Source organism: Chryseobacterium sp. Chry.R1 (assembly GCF_039645525.1).
GTDB lineage: Bacteria > Bacteroidota > Bacteroidia > Flavobacteriales > Weeksellaceae > Chryseobacterium > Chryseobacterium proteolyticum.
Genome location: NZ_CP151793.1, coordinates 1,652,589 through 1,669,309 on the forward strand (window position 1 = coordinate 1,652,589; position 16,721 = coordinate 1,669,309).

At 33.2% G+C, this 16,721-nt stretch carries 15 protein-coding genes, 7 tRNA genes and 1 other RNA gene; 21 read left to right on the top strand and 2 right to left on the bottom strand.

Features of this window, described 5'->3' with window-relative positions; translation table 11 throughout:
* Positions 1-8 precede the first annotated feature (8 nt).
* From AAEU33_RS07620 to AAEU33_RS07645, 6 genes are all read left to right on the top strand, one after another.
* A complete protein-coding gene (locus tag AAEU33_RS07620; RefSeq protein ID WP_345991822.1) occupies positions 9-272 on the top strand; it encodes a hypothetical protein in 264 nt (87 codons plus the stop codon).
* A gap of 442 nt (positions 273-714) precedes the next feature.
* Positions 715-1,461, top strand: coding sequence for a hypothetical protein (locus AAEU33_RS07625; protein WP_345991823.1), 747 nt, complete (start codon positions 715-717; stop codon positions 1,459-1,461).
* A gap of 183 nt (positions 1,462-1,644) precedes the next feature.
* Positions 1,645-1,818 carry a hypothetical protein gene (locus tag AAEU33_RS07630; RefSeq protein WP_345991825.1) on the top strand — a complete coding sequence of 58 codons (174 nt, stop codon included), beginning with the start codon at positions 1,645-1,647 and terminating at the stop codon, positions 1,816-1,818.
* Between the two features lie 81 nt (positions 1,819-1,899).
* Positions 1,900-2,265, top strand: coding sequence for a hypothetical protein (locus AAEU33_RS07635; protein ID WP_345991826.1), 366 nt, complete (start codon positions 1,900-1,902; stop codon positions 2,263-2,265).
* Between the two features lie 387 nt (positions 2,266-2,652).
* Positions 2,653-3,078 carry a hypothetical protein gene (locus tag AAEU33_RS07640; protein ID WP_345991828.1) on the top strand — a complete coding sequence of 142 codons (426 nt, stop codon included), beginning with the start codon at positions 2,653-2,655 and terminating at the stop codon, positions 3,076-3,078.
* A gap of 654 nt (positions 3,079-3,732) precedes the next feature.
* Positions 3,733-4,146, top strand: coding sequence for a hypothetical protein (locus AAEU33_RS07645; protein WP_345991829.1), 414 nt, complete (start codon positions 3,733-3,735; stop codon positions 4,144-4,146).
* An 853-nt stretch (positions 4,147-4,999) separates the two neighbouring features.
* Here the strand turns inward: AAEU33_RS07645 and ssrA are convergent.
* Positions 5,000-5,402: a transfer-messenger RNA gene (gene ssrA / locus AAEU33_RS07650) on the bottom strand.
* A 126-nt stretch (positions 5,403-5,528) separates the two neighbouring features.
* Positions 5,529-6,284: a hypothetical protein gene (locus tag AAEU33_RS07655; RefSeq protein ID WP_345991831.1), complete on the bottom strand. Its 756-nt coding sequence runs from the start codon at positions 6,282-6,284 to the stop codon at positions 5,529-5,531.
* 160 nt (positions 6,285-6,444) lie between these two features.
* On the opposite strand from AAEU33_RS07655, the gene rpsU reads away from it, so the two are divergent.
* From rpsU to AAEU33_RS07730, 15 genes are all read left to right on the top strand, one after another.
* A complete protein-coding gene (gene rpsU, locus AAEU33_RS07660; RefSeq protein WP_172280693.1) occupies positions 6,445-6,642 on the top strand; it encodes a 30S ribosomal protein S21 in 198 nt (65 codons plus the stop codon).
* A gap of 87 nt (positions 6,643-6,729) precedes the next feature.
* The gene (locus AAEU33_RS07665; RefSeq protein WP_345992754.1) at positions 6,730-7,617 is read left to right on the top strand and encodes a tyrosine-type recombinase/integrase; all 888 of its coding nucleotides are present in this window, start codon (positions 6,730-6,732) and stop codon (positions 7,615-7,617) included.
* Positions 7,614-7,904 (top strand): HPF/RaiA family ribosome-associated protein, encoded by a 291-nt coding sequence (locus tag AAEU33_RS07670; RefSeq protein WP_172280691.1) that lies wholly within the window; start codon positions 7,614-7,616, stop codon positions 7,902-7,904. The genes AAEU33_RS07665 and AAEU33_RS07670 overlap by 4 nt, the downstream gene beginning before the upstream one ends.
* A gap of 108 nt (positions 7,905-8,012) precedes the next feature.
* Positions 8,013-8,086: transfer RNA gene (locus tag AAEU33_RS07675), tRNA-Thr, on the top strand.
* 16 nt (positions 8,087-8,102) lie between these two features.
* Positions 8,103-8,183 (top strand) — tRNA-Tyr (locus tag AAEU33_RS07680).
* Between the two features lie 86 nt (positions 8,184-8,269).
* Positions 8,270-8,342, top strand: a tRNA-Gly gene (locus AAEU33_RS07685).
* Between the two features lie 90 nt (positions 8,343-8,432).
* Positions 8,433-8,506: transfer RNA gene (locus AAEU33_RS07690), tRNA-Thr, on the top strand.
* Positions 8,507-8,525: 19 nt separating this feature from the next.
* Positions 8,526-8,606 (top strand) — tRNA-Tyr (locus AAEU33_RS07695).
* Positions 8,607-8,693: 87 nt separating this feature from the next.
* Positions 8,694-8,766, top strand: a tRNA-Gly gene (locus tag AAEU33_RS07700).
* Between the two features lie 42 nt (positions 8,767-8,808).
* Positions 8,809-8,880 (top strand) — tRNA-Thr (locus tag AAEU33_RS07705).
* A 160-nt stretch (positions 8,881-9,040) separates the two neighbouring features.
* A complete protein-coding gene (locus AAEU33_RS07710) occupies positions 9,041-9,721 on the top strand; it encodes a response regulator transcription factor (protein ID WP_172280689.1) in 681 nt (226 codons plus the stop codon).
* On the top strand, positions 9,722-11,089 hold the full coding sequence (locus AAEU33_RS07715) for an ATP-binding protein (protein ID WP_273649603.1): 1,368 nt from the start codon (positions 9,722-9,724) through the stop codon (positions 11,087-11,089).
* Between the two features lie 71 nt (positions 11,090-11,160).
* Positions 11,161-12,402: a TolC family protein gene (locus AAEU33_RS07720; RefSeq protein WP_172280685.1), complete on the top strand. Its 1,242-nt coding sequence runs from the start codon at positions 11,161-11,163 to the stop codon at positions 12,400-12,402.
* Between the two features lie 4 nt (positions 12,403-12,406).
* Positions 12,407-13,489 (top strand): efflux RND transporter periplasmic adaptor subunit, encoded by a 1,083-nt coding sequence (locus tag AAEU33_RS07725; RefSeq protein WP_345991835.1) that lies wholly within the window; start codon positions 12,407-12,409, stop codon positions 13,487-13,489.
* Positions 13,490-13,539: 50 nt separating this feature from the next.
* Positions 13,540-16,638 carry a CusA/CzcA family heavy metal efflux RND transporter gene (locus tag AAEU33_RS07730; protein WP_273649597.1) on the top strand — a complete coding sequence of 1,033 codons (3,099 nt, stop codon included), beginning with the start codon at positions 13,540-13,542 and terminating at the stop codon, positions 16,636-16,638.
* Positions 16,639-16,721 lie beyond the last annotated feature (83 nt).

A 16,721-nucleotide genomic window follows, 5' to 3' on the forward strand; every position in this document is an offset into this window, starting at 1 on the left:
ATGGTTTTATGTATCTTTACACAAGAGGAGTTGATAGATTTACAAAGCCAATAGGTAATGCAACCATTACATATTTAACTCAAAACTTTGCTTTTTCAAAAGCAGATGAATTATGGAAAGGTATGCAGACTAAATTAGAGAATTATATTAATTCACCTCAAAATGGAGGATTGGCAAATAAGTTAGAGCCAAAAACATATAGGCCTGCTTATGCGAAGATTAAAAACTATTTAAAAAATAATGCCCCTATATCAAGTTTAGGATGCCCTTAACTCTTCAGTCTATGAAATTTATTGAAAATGTACCTAAGTTATTATTAGCAACAATTGTTTTTATTTTCACAAAAAATATTCTTCAAATATTTTTTGGAATAATTGTTAATTCGTCGAATAAAGAATACGATAGTTTAATTCTTATTAATCCTTTAAATTTCGTAAGTTCAACATTAAAATTTTATTTTTATTATTTTGCTTTATATGAAGTATTAATTATAGGTTTAAGCGTTTATTTACCTTTATATATTTGTTTATTTTTTATAATTAGAAAGTTCAGTAATACAATATCCCTACAAGTTTTATATTTACTTTTAATTTATAATGTTGCAATTATATTTTTTAATACTCAAATAGATTTCTTTTGTCTACTGATAGTTGGAATTTTGGGACTAGTAAATTGGTATATTTTTAATAAATATTTTAACTAAGTACGATTCTTATGAAAAAGTTTTTTTATTTTTTTTTATTAGGCCTATTTTATTCAATAAATTCACAATTATTTAAAGAGCCTTATTATTTTATTGGTCCTGATGAAATGCACGTTTATAAACAATCTCATGACACATTATACACATCAACAACATTTTCTCTGCAATCTTTTGATGAAATTGATATAAATAAGTATAAAGGTCATTATAAAATATGGGATATAGCTGAAAAACAACCAGATTATTTAGTGGTAAAATTAGAAAGTCTTGATAGCATTCCATTAACAACAGACCATTACCCAATAGATAGATTTAGTATTTCAATTTATAAAAAGAAAAATATAAATGAGTATTCAATTATAAGGGATATTTCTCATTTAACAAAAGAAGCAATGATTAATTATAAGACAGATACAATTCAATTAGAAAATAATTTTGAAATGAGTCTCTATAAACTGTCATATATGAAAGAGTCACTAAAGTTAAAAAAAGTAAAAACAAAAGCTGATGCTGATAAAATTAATAATGAACTTAATAATCCTAAATATTTAACAATTATAGAGAATTATAAGGAACATAATAAATTACCAGACCCTTATGCTGCTATATTAAAAGCAACTTTAATTAATAAAGCTTGTTTAAATCTAGGGTATACACCAATTGGAGCAAGCTTTGCAATGGGTATTCTAAATTCGGATAAAAAAATAAAGGAAAAAGGAAATATAATTGAAGGATTTTATAAGAATCTAATTAAATAAATTATTTTTTGGATATCTAGATTAATATGAAGTAACCCACTGTGCTTTCCTGTTTTAATTATATAATTATCTTACTTAATATAAAACTACAATTGACCTTTACCAAATTGGTAAAGGTTTTTATTTCAACTTTTATCAAAAGCCTCTCAAAATTTAGATAATGCAAAGGGTAAATCATTAAATATGGACTTATTTTCTGTTAAAATATCTAATTTAGCCAATAAGCCTGGTACTACTCAAAAATTTACACCAAAGGAATTTTTTGATTATTTCAGGCTACATCTTAATTTCGCGGAAAAGTTTACGCCTGTTGTAGATACAAACTTAGTGGTTAATGATACTGCATTGTGGAATTAAGCAAATCCTTTAAATGCACTCATCAGTATTTATATTCCAGTAATAGTAGGTCATAATAACGGTACAGTAATATGCTCTGGAGTGAGTACTAATGCGTGGGTATTTACAACAATTACAAGTCCATGGGATAGTGAACATCCAGTGTCTGGTAATAGATTCTTTAGTTATTATATGTCAGGTCAAGATATGTATATTTACACAAGAGGTGTTGATAGAGTAAATTTACCTATTTTTAATGCATTTCCACCAGAAAAGAATCCTGCTTTTAATGGAGCTGATGAACTTTGGAAGGGAATGCAAACTAAGCTAAAGAAATTTGTAAAAGATAATGGAGGTGGAGAAAATGGAGCTACAATCATGCCGCCAAAAACATACAGACCAGATTGGGTTAAGATAAAGGATTATATAAAAGGAAATAAATCATTAAGTTCATTAGGATGCAAATAATTAAGGAAATATTAAAAGTTGCTTTATTATCTATTTTACTCATATTGATAGTAGTAATTTTTAATATAGATTTTAACATTATACATAATGATATAATGGACGTTTTTATAAGCATCTATTGGCTTTTTGCCATTCTTATAATTTATTTGTTCATATACGTATTCATTTACTTAATTATCATTTTTTATTTATTTAAAAATAAAATTATTCGATTTAATTACATTTTTGTTTTATTATGTGTAATTATATTTTATTTATCTGCAGAGTTTTTTACAGCACGAAATGAAAGAATTGATAATTTAGTTAGAGCAATTCTAATTATATTAAGCTCGTCGTGGGTCATTTTTTGTTTTTTTAAAAAATGGATAAAATTTAAATAATTATCTTATGAAATATTTATTTTTAATATTTATTCTTTTCTCATTAATAAATTGTAAATCTTATAGAAATGCAGTAACAGGAAATTGGAAACTTATGAGTGTGGTAAATAGTGATGATGCTTATGCTATGCGTTCCTCTTTAATTCCACATAAAGTTGAAAGCAATATGTTTCTAACTCTAAAAAAAGATGGAACCTTTATATCTAATCGTGATTTATGTACTGGCAATTGGAAAGAAATGATAGAAAATAAGTCAGTAGGAAAATACTATTTTAAAAAGAAACGAAATCCAGACAAAGTTTTCAGATTGGAGGCTAGTGAGTGCCCTGGAATTGGAGGTGACCATCACTTTATACTCAAGGATAAAAAGTTAGAATTATATTATCCTTCTGATGAGGGATATCATATTCAAATATTTGACAGACAAGAATAAAATAAATTATATTCAACATTACATATCTTAATTTATATGAATTAATCCATTATGCTTTCCTGTTTTAATTATATAAATTTCTTACTTAATATAAAACTACAATTCAACCTTTACCAAATTTGGTCAAGGTTTTTTTATTTCAACTTTTATTAAAAGCCTCTCATAAAAGAGAGAATTAAAAAACACAAATGATGAAAAAAATTACTTTTTCATTTCAAATAGCATTTTTCTAACTTAGAAAATCTACTCTAAGAATTTCACTGAATATTTTGAAAGACAAGAATTCATAGATTAAAATCACAACCTACTTGTTGTAGATCAAAAATCGTACTTATTAGAATTCACCGATTTTTGAAAGATAATCATATTATTAATCCAGGTTTTCAGGACACCACAATTATTGAGGTGATGGAAAATGAATATAATGCCAATTTGACAAAGGAACATTTTCGAGGGCAGTCATTATCAAACCTAATGATTTCGAAGAAAGTATCTACCAAGAGTTATCTAAGTTGTCTATTTCCCATAAGAATAACAAATATGTCAATTAAACCTGGAACAAATCAAAAATATATTCCTGCTGAATTTTTGATTTCTTTAGAAAAAATATAAATCAGTTTGCTGAAAGTTTCACCCCTAATCAAAAAGCTTCTGTTGGACATTAGATATTTGCTCTGGGACTATCAAAGCAATCCCAACGAAAAGAACTGGAATGTTTTATGTGGCAAGAAAGATTTCTACAAAAAAATATTTCTTGAAAAAGGAAAAAATAATGCTTTGTCAGTAATAAATGTGTTTTCAACAATTGGAGGAAAAGAATTTTTACCAGAAGGTATCAGTTGGCTGACAGATGTTTTTAAATCAAATCCTATCAGTTCGTTATCTTTGACATCAGTTTCATCAGATAGAATGATTAAAGGACTTTTCTACAATCACATTTCAAAAATCAAAAGCGACAAAACACTAATTGATGACTATGTATGGATTTTAAACCGAATGGTTGATTTAGGTTCGTCTGAAGCATATTTATTTAGGGAGAATGTTATAACTTATAAAAATAACAGTTAATAGTACTTGCTAAAACAAGCACTTACGAAAAGCCGGATACCGTCTAAGCTGAAATTTTGTGATTATTGTAACAAATGTTAATATAAAAAAGGAGCCCACGCCAAATTAAAGATAGAGCTTGATAATGCGGTTTCTGATTTTCATAAAAATATTAGAAGTGTAATTAATGATTCACAAACAAAATTAATAGCAATTCCAGCATCTATATTGCTAGTATATACAAATGTCGATACAACTAACATTATTCAAGATAAAAATCTTTTTATTCTTTTAGCATCTTTTATGTTCGCATTGTTAATGCATTTTTTTATTATAAATCAATTAAAGGCGTTGTCGATAATTATGACTAATAAAAAAAATTATTTGCAATTATTCGAAACAAGGAAAGATGCATCTAAATTATCTGAGACGATTAGAAACTCGACAAAGGAAATTAATAAGGAATTAAAACGTCAAAGACGTACATTGATTATTATAAATATTCTTAACTGGATAATTCCGATTGGACTTTTAGCATATATGTATATTTATTATTTAATACTACAAATAAGTTTCTAAGTGATTTCAAATCGTAAACAAAACTCACGAGCTGAATACTGCGTATCAAGAAAAAATTATACTAGCTTAATTGTTTGTATTCTTTGCTTAGAAAATATGTAAAATTATTAAAGTGCAGATTTTAAAGATGAACCGTGAATTTTTTAAATCTACATTGTATAATTTTGAATAGATAGATGTTAATCTTTTAATCGATTTCCGTAAATAAAGATGAAAGAAAAAATAATTTGAAATTAGCACCTAAAACAGCACCTAAAAATAAAAAACCCTGTAAATCAGTTGATTACAGGGTTTTTGGTGGAGTTGGAGGGATTCGAACCCTCGTCCAAACAAGCAATACATAAGCTTTCTACATGCTTATTCTACTATTGGTTTTCGACTGGAGGCAGAGAGCAGACACCCAACTTCCAGCTTATCTTCTGAGGTTTTCGAGTTTTAGCCGAAGCATCTAAAACCTTATTTCTGCATTCCTATATCCCAGGATCAAACGCCGCAGAACAGAGCATTTGTGGAATATCTTGCTTCCCTACTAAAATCTTCGGGAAAGCGCTTGAATCTACTAAACTTCGATATTAAGCTGCAAGAGCGAACTCTTCGTTGCCAGTTAAAATTTTGTAGCAAGGGATTACAGAGATCGCGCTACGGTTCTCTGCATGCTTACTTACCCATTGATCTTGCTGTCGAAACCAGTCAACCCCATGAATAAAGTGAGTGCAAAGATACTACTTTTTGTTTAAATAAAGTTCATATTGCATAAACTCTATTGTATGAGAAGTGCCGGAAATTTTTCCGGCACTGTAATATATTTTAATAATGTTATAAGATTAATACTGTTCAAATGCGAGTACATACATCTCATTATCCGGGCCTGCACCATTTCCATAATTATTAAAGCCATAAAAATTTCCTGCTAATAAGTCATTACTTCCCGGTACTACACCGCTGCCTGTGGAGATCTGATATTGATATCCCCATGAATTATTCCAAACCCCATTGGAAAGACTTCTGGACCACGTGTCCCAATTTGCTGTAGTAAAGGTAACTGATTGTTTACCTCCATTTGTACTGTTTCCAAACCATAGCTCATTTGCATAGTAGGTGATCGTAGCTGCAGGTGCTGACAGTAATCTTACTTCAAGATAAGTAGATCCGGAAGTTGTTGCAAATCTGAACTCCATATTCATAGAAGGAACCTTGAGTGTTGGTTTATCATATCCATTGGTGTCAAGATTTCGACCTCTGTATTTTACTTTAGTCAATACGGTACCTTCCGTTTCTGAAACTACATTCAATTGGCCCCATTTTGTTCCGTCATTTAAATAGAGACCAGGAGATAGTCCGTTTACAGAAGCTGTATTATAAACTACCATTCCGGCTACATGTGCAGTAAGAGGAGCGGACTGGGAGGTGGCTGTTAAAGCAACCCGGGGAGGTAAAAGTCCTTTGTTTGCCGAATTTACATCCAATACGGCATTAGTATTGGGATTTGTTGTATTAATGCCAACCTGTGCATGAGTTATCACAGGAAATGTCAAAGCAAAAACTAAAGGCAAAGCTTTTAAGGATAGATAATTTTTCATGTTTTTTTGTTATTTAAACTGTGTTTTTAAAATCGTATATCCCAAAGGTATGAAAAATGTATGCAATTCTGAAACATGAGTTATTTTAAATTAAAAGAAATAAATTTTGCATATTAATAAAAAAATATCTACTTTTGCAATCCAAAATGAGATGTAAAGTATGTTAATAATTCCTGTAAAAGATGGTGAATCCATCGATAGAGCACTAAAAAAATATAAAAGAAAATTTGATAAAACTGGAACAGTTCGTCAATTAAGATCGAGACAACAGTTTGTTAAGCCTTCTGTAACTTTGAGACAAGCTAGATTAAAAGCGGCTTATAAACAAAGAGCGTTAAGCAAAGAGGAGCAAGCTTAAGAAATTTTTCTTAAACAAATATTAAATTCACTTCTTAAATATACTTATATTTGAGGAGTGAATTTTTTATATTATATGTAATCCATGATGCTGAATAAATTTTTAGAATATTTACAATTCGAAAAGAGGTATTCACCTCATACTATTACAAGCTATAAAAAAGACCTGGAAGATTTTTCTTATTTTTTTCTCAAAACAGAATCTTCCGATGATATTTCCAAAGCCGATAAAAGGGTAGTCAGGAATTTCATAGTGGCACTAAGTGAAAATAATATATCCAAGAGGAGTATTAACAGAAAGCTTTCCTCTCTTCGAAGTTTTTATTTTTTTCTTTTAAAGATCGGTGAAATTACTGTTTCGCCCACTGAAAGTATTTCCTCTCTTAAGTTTTATGCCGAAAAACAAATTCCTATTTCACAAGAAGAAATGGAGGTGCTTAATAATACCATTTTTGAAGAGCCGCATGAAATTCTTGATCAGTGTATCATAGAAGTTCTGTACCAGACCGGAATCCGTAAGTCCGAACTTTGTGGCTTGATATTTGAGAATGTAAACTTAGATGGAAATGAGTTGAAAATTATAGGTAAAGGGAACAAAGAAAGATATGTTCCCATATCTGAAGATTTGACTGTTTTATTAAGAAGTTATTTAACATTAAGAAGACCTCTCGATGAGTTTCAGAACTGTTTTTTCGTTAATAAGAAGGGGAAAAAACTCACGGAAAAATTTGTTTATGTAGTCGTAAATAAGTACCTTAGTCTTATAACTTCGAAGCAAAAAAGAAGTCCTCATATTCTAAGACATAGCTTTGCTACACACGTTTTGGATAATGGGGCGGAGATCTCAAAAGTAAAAAAAATATTAGGACATTCGAGTCTGGCCAGTACGCAGGTGTATACGAATGCTAATATAGAACAATTGAAAAAAGTGTTTAATCAGGCTCATCCTAGAGCGTCTAAAAAAGAAGAATTATGAAGATCACAGTACAATCAATTGGTTTAACTCCACACGAACCATTGGAATCACACATCGAAAAAAAAGTAAGCAAACTTGAAACGTTTTATGACAAAATTCACGAGTGCAAAATCTTCCTGAAGGTTGAAAATAATTCGGATAAATCAAATAAAACTGCTGAACTTATTTTGGCGGTTCCAGGTGACGATATTGTAGTAAAAAAGACGGCTGTAAGTTTTGAAGAGAGTTTGGATCTTTGTGTTGATACTGCTAAGAAGCTATTAATCAAGAAAAAAGAAACAGCTTAGAAAAAAAGTTTAAAATAATCGCATAAAAATTTGAGAATTCAAAAAATCCGTTCTATATTTGCACTCGCAAAAAGGGAACAGTGATCTTTTGAATTCTTTTTTTTAATTGCCTCCATAGCTCAGTTGGCCAGAGCACGTGATTTGTAATCTCGGGGTCGTGGGTTCGAATCCCTCTGGAGGCTCATTTAATATAAACTAGGGAAGATTCCAGAGTGGCTAAATGGGACTGACTGTAACTCAGTTGCTTCGGCTTCGCAGGTTCGAATCCTGCTCTTCCCACTGTTTATATTGAAAAAAAACTTGCAGATTTAAAAGGTTTTTTATAGATTTGCACAGCGTTTACCAATAGTTTTGGAAACAAAATTGCGGAAGTAGCTCAGTTGGTAGAGCGTCAGCCTTCCAAGCTGAATGTCGCGGGTTCGACCCCCGTCTTCCGCTCAGTAAAATCACACCACAAGGCGTGATTTTTTTTAAACCTGATACAGCTTAAGATAGATTGCCTTCGGATAGCCTCAGACAGTTTAAATTGCCTCCATAGCTCAGTTGGCCAGAGCACGTGATTTGTAATCTCGGGGTCGTGGGTTCGAATCCCTCTGGAGGCTCAATTTAATATAAACATGAGGGAAGATTCCAGAGTGGCTAAATGGGACTGACTGTAACTCAGTTGCTTCGGCTTCGCAGGTTCGAATCCTGCTCTTCCCACATTTTATATTTAAAAAAAAACTTGCAGATTTAAAAGGTTTTTTATAAGTTTGCACAGCGTTTACCAATAGTTTTGGAAACAAAATTGCGGAAGTAGCTCAGTTGGTAGAGCGTCAGCCTTCCAAGCTGAATGTCGCGGGTTCGACCCCCGTCTTCCGCTCAAAAAAAATCATGCTATTAAAGTGTGATTTTTTTGCTTAATGCCGACTTAGCTCAGCGGTAGAGTGCTTCCTTGGTAAGGAAGAGGTCACGGGTTCAAGTCCCGTAGTTGGCTCTGGCTTTAATCCCGAATTGTTTCGGGATTTTTTTTGTTTAATGTATTTTCTGTTAATAAAATATATTCTTTTTTCTGATGCTTTTCATTTCAATCATCTGCAGATGATTTTCCTTAAAAATCATAAAAATTTTCGTTAAATTCGTATAAATATTTTTTGATGAATATACTTTTATTAGAAGACGACCTCATTCTTTCCGCGGAACTTTGTAAGTTTTTGGAATCAAACAATTTTTCATGTGATAAGATTTATGATGGTGAGACTTTTCTTCGTCAGATAAAAAATAATTCGTACGATCTCTATTTACTGGATATTAATGTTCCCAAAATAAACGGATTGGATGTTTGCCAAACCATTCGTTCATTCGATAAAAATACACCTATCATCATTATTTCGGCATATGGAGATCTTTCTGATAAGAAAGATGCCTTTACAAGACTTGCTGACGACTATCTTGTTAAGCCTTTTCAGTTTGAAGAACTGCTTTTAAGGGTAAATTCTCTTTTGAGGAGAAAAATGCCGGTAGATACTTCAGATCAGGAAATCATAAGAATTGATGATCTCATCATCAATAAGACTGAACAAAAAGTCTATAGAGGAGGAAACGAAATTACCCTAACTCTGAAAGAATTTCAATTGTTAGCTTACCTGGCAGAAGCCCAGGGAAGAACGGTATCCAAACAACAGATTACGGAGAATGTATGGGAACACAATTTTAATACAAATACAAATACTGTTGAGGTATATATTAATTTTCTAAGAAAGAAAATCGATAAAGATTTTAAAGTTAAACTTATTCATACCCGATCAGGCTTTGGATATTATTTAAGTCCACTATAAATGTCATTAAAAAGGAAGATTGCTTTAAATTTAAGTATTGCCTTCTCACTACTTTTTGGTATAGTGATGATGATTATATATATGTCTTTTAATGATTTTAGAAGAGATGAATTTAAAGAAAGGTTTCGCCAAAGACTCGAGTTTACCTCTCATTTTATCTCCGAATCTAAAAACTTCGAAGCCGAAGCTCCTCTTTTTTTCAATGAAAATGCAGATAATATCCTTCTCAATGAGAAAATCTTGATATTTAATGCAGACAAAGAATTAATCTATAGTACAATAAAAGACCGGAATGTTACCTGGGATGCTGCCTTATTAAAAGAGCTGGATCAAAGAAAAACGATATACACCGAGAAAACCATTCCCGAAATATATGCTGCACTTAAAAATATAAAAGGAGAAAACTACTATATTCTAACCAGTGCCTACGACAGCAATGGGAAATCCAAATTATCTTATTTAAAATATTTGCTTGTTACGGCTTATGTAATGAGTACGCTTCTCATTGGGCTTTTCAGTTATTATTTTATGGGGCAGTTTTTGCGTCCCCTGGAAGATCTTAATAAAGAGATTTCAGAGGTTACCGCACATAAATTAACTACACAAGTGCCCGTACAACAATCACAAGATGAAATTAGTATATTAGCACAATCATTTAACACCATGATTGTACGGTTGAACGATGTTTTTCAATCGCAAAAAGATTTCACGGCGAGTGCCTCGCATGAGATCCGAACGCCTATTACAAGAATGGCATTCCAGTTGGAGAATCTGATCAAGTTCGAACAGCATTCTCCGGAGACCTTATCTTCATTAAAGCAGATTCAGAAAGATGTTTATCAATTATCTGACCTAACTAATTCCCTGCTGCTTCTGACTAAATTTGACAAAGAGAACATTCAAAGTTTATATGAAGAAGTAAGAATTGATGAAGTTATATTCAGTTCCTTCGAAACAGTAGAAAAAAGTTATCCGGATCTGAAAATGGATTTTTTAATTTCTGAAGAAACTTCAGAACAAGCATTATTAACTATAAAAGGAATACAATCATTGCTGGACATCGTATTTATTAACCTGTTCAAAAATGCGGCGGTTTATTCAGATAATATTGAAGTAGATGTTCTCATTACTGAAACTGCTTCAAAACTGATTGTGGATGTTATTTCTCAGGGAAGTACCATTTCTGAGAATGAACAGTCGAAATTATTTGAGGCTTTTATGAGGGGGAATAATGCACAGAATATTTCGGGTTCCGGATTGGGACTTCGGATTGTAAAAAGAATTTTAGAATACCATGGTGCAGATATTATTTACTCTTCTCCATCGGAAAATATTAACAAGTTTAGTGTGATATTTTCTAAAATTTAATTTTTTTTTAAGGCTCATTTAAGTTCGTTTTAATCATGTCTTAGCACTTTTGTTTTCATAAAATTGAAAGAATGAACAAAATTGCAGGATTGTTTGTTGTCATTTCCTCATTCATGACAGCACAACAGCAAATGTCTCTTCTGGATTGCGAAAAAGCTTTCCAGACGAACAACCTTCAGCTGCTGGCCCAGCAGTATAATATCAACATGGCCGATGCTGATATTTTACAGGCTAAGATCTGGGATCTTCCACAATTGAGCGGGCAGATCAATGCCTATAATCCTGAAGGTAAGAAAGTGTTTGATGTTGGACACGCAAAGGGAGCACAGGTTACCCAGCTCATCTATATGGGTGGAAAAAAGAAAAACGAAATTGCATTTGCAAAATCTAACAAAGAACTGGCTCAACTTCAATTTTCCCAACTTCTCGTTGACCTCAAAACACAATTGCATACTACTTATTATAATCTCTACTTCCAAAAATTAAAGTTGGAAAATATCAATAAGCAATTGGGGTATATGAAAGAACTTTTGAGCGCTTATAAGGTCCAGTCTGCAAAGGGAAATGTATCGCTTAAAGATGAAGTGAGGTTGCAGAGTATTGTAATTCAGCTAAATAACGACAAAGTAGAAATCAATAAAAATATTCTGGATGTTGAACAAAATTTAAAAGTTTTAACCGGAATTACGGAAGATATAGAACCTGAGCTTTCTGAGGCTGAGGCACGGGAAATTTTGGCTACCCAACCCATCGGAGATGAAGAAGATCTGAAGCGAAAAGCATTGGAGAATAATGCAGATTATCAATATAACATGAAGTTAATTGATAATAGCAAACTCTATGCTCAATGGCAGAAATCTTTAAATGTTCCGGATATTAATGTGGGAGCCGGATGGGATCAGAATGGAGGAACATTCAAAAATGAGATCAATTTAATGGTAGGGATTCCATTACCCTTATGGAAAAGCAATCAGGGAAATGTTGAAAAAGCAAATTACGCTATCCAACAGAACCAAAAAAATGCAGAGTATCAAAAACTCAATTTGGAAACAAAAGTGCAATCCTTGTACAGAACATGGAAAAATCAATATGATCAATTAGCAGAAATTAAAGCAACAGATCTCAATAATCTGGATCTTGTTTATAATGGAATGTTAAATAATTTCAGAAAGGGAAATGTAAGCCTTATTGAGTTTACTGACTTTATGGAAAGTTACAGACAAACTGCCCTTCAGATCTATGATATGAAAAATGATATCATCCAATCGGCTGAACAACTTAATCAGCTAGTACAAACTAAAATCTTCTATTAAAAAAATGAAAAAATATATAATTGTATTATTTGTAGCCATTGCATTATTGTCCTGCTCAAAAAAAGAAGAACAGAAAGTGGCAATGCCGAAAGGTTTTGAACTAAGCAATACTATGCTTAAATCGATCGTCCTTGCAAAAGTTGAGAAGAAGTACATTCAGGATAATTATAATTTTTACGGTAAAATATCCGCAGATCAAAACAGTTACATCGATGTATACCCTTTGGTAGGAGGAAATGTTTTAAGTGTCAATGTGGAATTGGGTGATCATGTAACGAAGGGTCAGGTTTTGGCGACAATCAGAAGTACTGAGCTTGCTGAGGTACAGAAAGATGTAAGTGATGCAAAAACGGATCTGGTCGTTGCTCAGAACAATCTTCGTGTGGCCAAGGAAATGTACGAAGGTAAGCTTAATACTGAAAGAGATGTTCTGGAAGCCAAGAGCCAGCTGCAAAAGGCACAGGACCAACTGCAGAGAGCGAGTGCGATAAGTACGGTTTATAATGTGAAAAAAGGAAATATCTATAATGTTTTAGCTCCTATCAGTGGATACATTGTTCAAAAAAATATCAATAAGGATATGCAGCTTAGAACAGATAGGAGTGATAATATTTTTGACGTAGCCAATACAACCAATGTATGGGCAATTATGAACGTTAATGAATCGGATATTGATAAAATAAGTCTTGGAATGAAGGCTGAAGTTTCTACATTGTCATATCCTGACAAGGTGTTTTATGGGAAAATTGATAAAATATTTAAAATTATCGATCCTCAAACCAACGCCATGCAGGCGAGAGTTGTTTTGGACAATGCAAGCGGGCTGCTGATTCCTGATAGTAAAGCAACAATCAAAGTTTCAACTTCCGAAAATGATATGGCATTAACGGTTCCTTCCAAGGCGGTTATTTTTGATGATAACAGAAGTTTTGTGGTGGTTTTTAAATCCAGAACTAATCTTAAGGTTAAAGAAGTTAAGGTTTTGAAGCAAGTAGGTGATACAACATATATATCTGATGGATTAGTTGAGGGGGAACAGGTAATTACCGAGAATCAATTGCTGATTTATCGTTCTCTTAATAACTAAATCAAAGTCATTTTTTTAAACGGCTTTTCGAGTCATCAATTTAAACTATTATGAATAAATTCATTAAAAATATAATTGCTTTTTCGCTTAAAAATAAAGCGTTCACCTTCATATGGGTCGCAATTTTGGCCATTTCGGGTTTTATCAGTTTCAAAAACATGCCGATTGAAGCATTTCCGGATGTAACCAATACCCAGATTGTGATTATCACCCAATGGAACGGACGAAGCGCAGAAGAAGTAGAACGTTTTGTAACGACACCCATAGAATTGGCAATGAGTCCGGTTCAGAAAAAGACAAGTGTACGAAGTACCACCATGTTTGGTCTTTCGATTGTAAAGATTCTGTTCGATGATGGGGTGGACGATACTTTTGCCAGAAATCAGGTTAATAACCAACTACGAACTATAAGCCTTCCTGATGCGGTAGATCCCGAAGTACAACCACCCTACGGACCAACCGGTGAGATTTTCAGGTACACACTGGAGAGTAAAAATAAAGATTCCCGGGAACTATTAACCTTGCAAAACTGGGTAGTGGATCGTGCTTTAAGGGGAGTGCCAGGTGTGGCTGATATTAATGTTTTTGGTGGACAGGATAAAGTTTTTGAATTAAGTATTGATCCGCGGGCATTGGATAAATACAACCTGACCCCGCTTCAGGTCTACGATGCTGTTACAAAGAGCAATTTGAATGTGGGAGGAGATGTTATTGAAAAGAACGGACAGGCTTATGTAGTACGGGGAATCGGTTTGGTTAAATCGGTGGCTGATATTGGAAATATTACGATTGAAAATGATAGCGGTAACCCTGTTTTGGTAAAAAATGTCGCTGATGTTCATGAAAGCTCAATGCCAAGAGTAGGACAGGCAGGACTGAATAACCACGAAGACACAGTGGAAGGTATTGTCGTAATGAGAAAAGGGGAAAATCCGCGTGAAGTTTTGGTAGGTGTAAAAGCCAAGATCAAAGAGCTTAATGAGAAAATTCTTCCGAAAGATGTGAAGATGGTTACATTCTATGACAGGGATAACCTGATGGATTTCACAACCCGTACCGTAATGCATAACCTTATCGAAGGAATTGTGCTTGTTACTGTAATGGTTCTGATCTTTATGGCAGATTGGAGAACTACGTTGATTGTTTCTATTATTATTCCATTGTCATTATTATTTGCGTTTTTATGTCTGAAGCTAGCGGGAATGAGTGCGAACCTTCTTTCATTAGGTGCTGTGGATTTTGGGATTATTATTGATGGAGCCGTCGTCATGGTAGAAGGTATTTTTGTAATGCTTGATCATAAAGCCCATAAATATGGAATGGAGAAGTTCAATAAACTGGCTAAAGGAGGATGGATAAAACAAACAGGAACAGGCTTGGGTAAAGCGATATTCTTTTCCAAACTTATTATCATTACCTCTTTGATCCCTATTTTCTCATTTCAGAAAGTGGAAGGTAAGATGTTTTCACCTCTGGCATTTACATTGGGATTTGCTTTGACAGGAGCATTAATATTTACTTTAACATTAGTACCCGTTCTTACCCATATCCTTTTAAATAAGAATGTAAAAGAAAAAAATAATCCTTTTGTGAACTTCTGGGACCGGATTGTTTTAAAAGGATTTCGCTATACTTTTAAACATAAGAAGATGAGCTTAATCGTTGCCATTTCATTTTTGGTCGTTACTTTGTTTTCGGGGAAATTTCTGGGAACTGAATTTTTGCCACAGCTTAATGAAGGATCTTTATGGATCACCGCCGAAATGCCAATGAGCTCTTCTCTGAAAGAATCCTTAAAGACCGCAGATCTTTTGAAGAAAGATATTATGAGCTTTTCGGAAGTTACGGATGTTCTTGCACAAACTGGGAGAAGTAATGACGGAACAGATCCTAATGGATTTGGTTTTGTTCAATTCGCTGTAAATTTGAAACCCCGGGAAGAATGGAAGCGGAAAATTTCATACGATGAACTGATCAAAGAGATTGATAATAAACTAAGAAATTATCAGGGAATCACATTTAATTATTCACAGCCTATTTCTGATAATGTTGCTGAGGCGGTAGCCGGCTTCAAAGCCGAAAACGGGATCAAGATTTATGGGGATAATCTTCAGACTTTGGATCGATTGGCTGAAGAGGTTCTGAAAGAAATAAAAAATGTAGATGGAGTAAAAGATCCGGGAATCATAAAGAATATAGGCCAGCCGGAGGTAAGTGTGGTGTTGGATAGAGATAAAATGGCAGCCTACGGTGTAATGCCTGCTGACGCACAGGCTGTTCTTGAGATGGCTTTTGGAGGTAAAACAGCTTCCGAAATGTTTGATGGAGAGCGTAAATTTCCAATAAGATTGAGATATTCCCAGGAGTATAGAAAAGATGAAAATGATATTGCTTCATTGATGGTTCCTACACAAGATGGGGCAAAAATACCGCTAAAGGAAATAAGTAATATTGTTAAGAATAATGGGGCAGCATTCATTTATAGAGATGATATCAAACGATACATTGGTGTAAAATTCTCTATCCGTGACCGTGACCTGGGAAGCACAATTGCCGATGCTCAGAAAAAGGTAGCTAAAATAGAGCTTCCAGAAGGATATTCTATAGGATGGACCGGGCAGTTTGAAAATCAGCAAAGAGCCTCTCATCGCCTGGCACAGGTAGTTCCTGTGAGTATCCTCATGATTTTCTTCCTGTTGTTTATACTCTTCGGAAACATAAAAGATTCTCTTTTGGTACTTGCTAATGTACCGTTTGCATTAATCGGTGGAATCATAGCACTTCATGTAACGAGAATGAACTTTGGGATCTCTGCAGGTGTGGGTATGATTGCACTTTTGGGAATTTGTATACAGAATGGAGTAATCCTTATTAGTGAATTTCACCAAAATATTAAAAATGGTCTGGCATTGGATGAAGCAATAATGACCGGAGTGAAATCCAGGACAAGACCAGTCATCATGACCGCTTTGATGGCTTCTATAGGGCTTTTACCTGCAGCTTTATCTACAGGTATTGGTTCTGAATCTCAGAAACCACTGGCGATTGTTATTATTGGAGGATTAATTACAGCTACGGTACTTACTTTACTTATTTTTCCAATTATTTTCTGGATTTTCAACAGAACTAAAAAGTCAACGTCAATTTAATTGACTGCTGAATATGATGTAAAATATTTGAAGCCTGTAAAACATATGTTTTACAGGCTTCAATTTAGTTCGACGAATTGAAA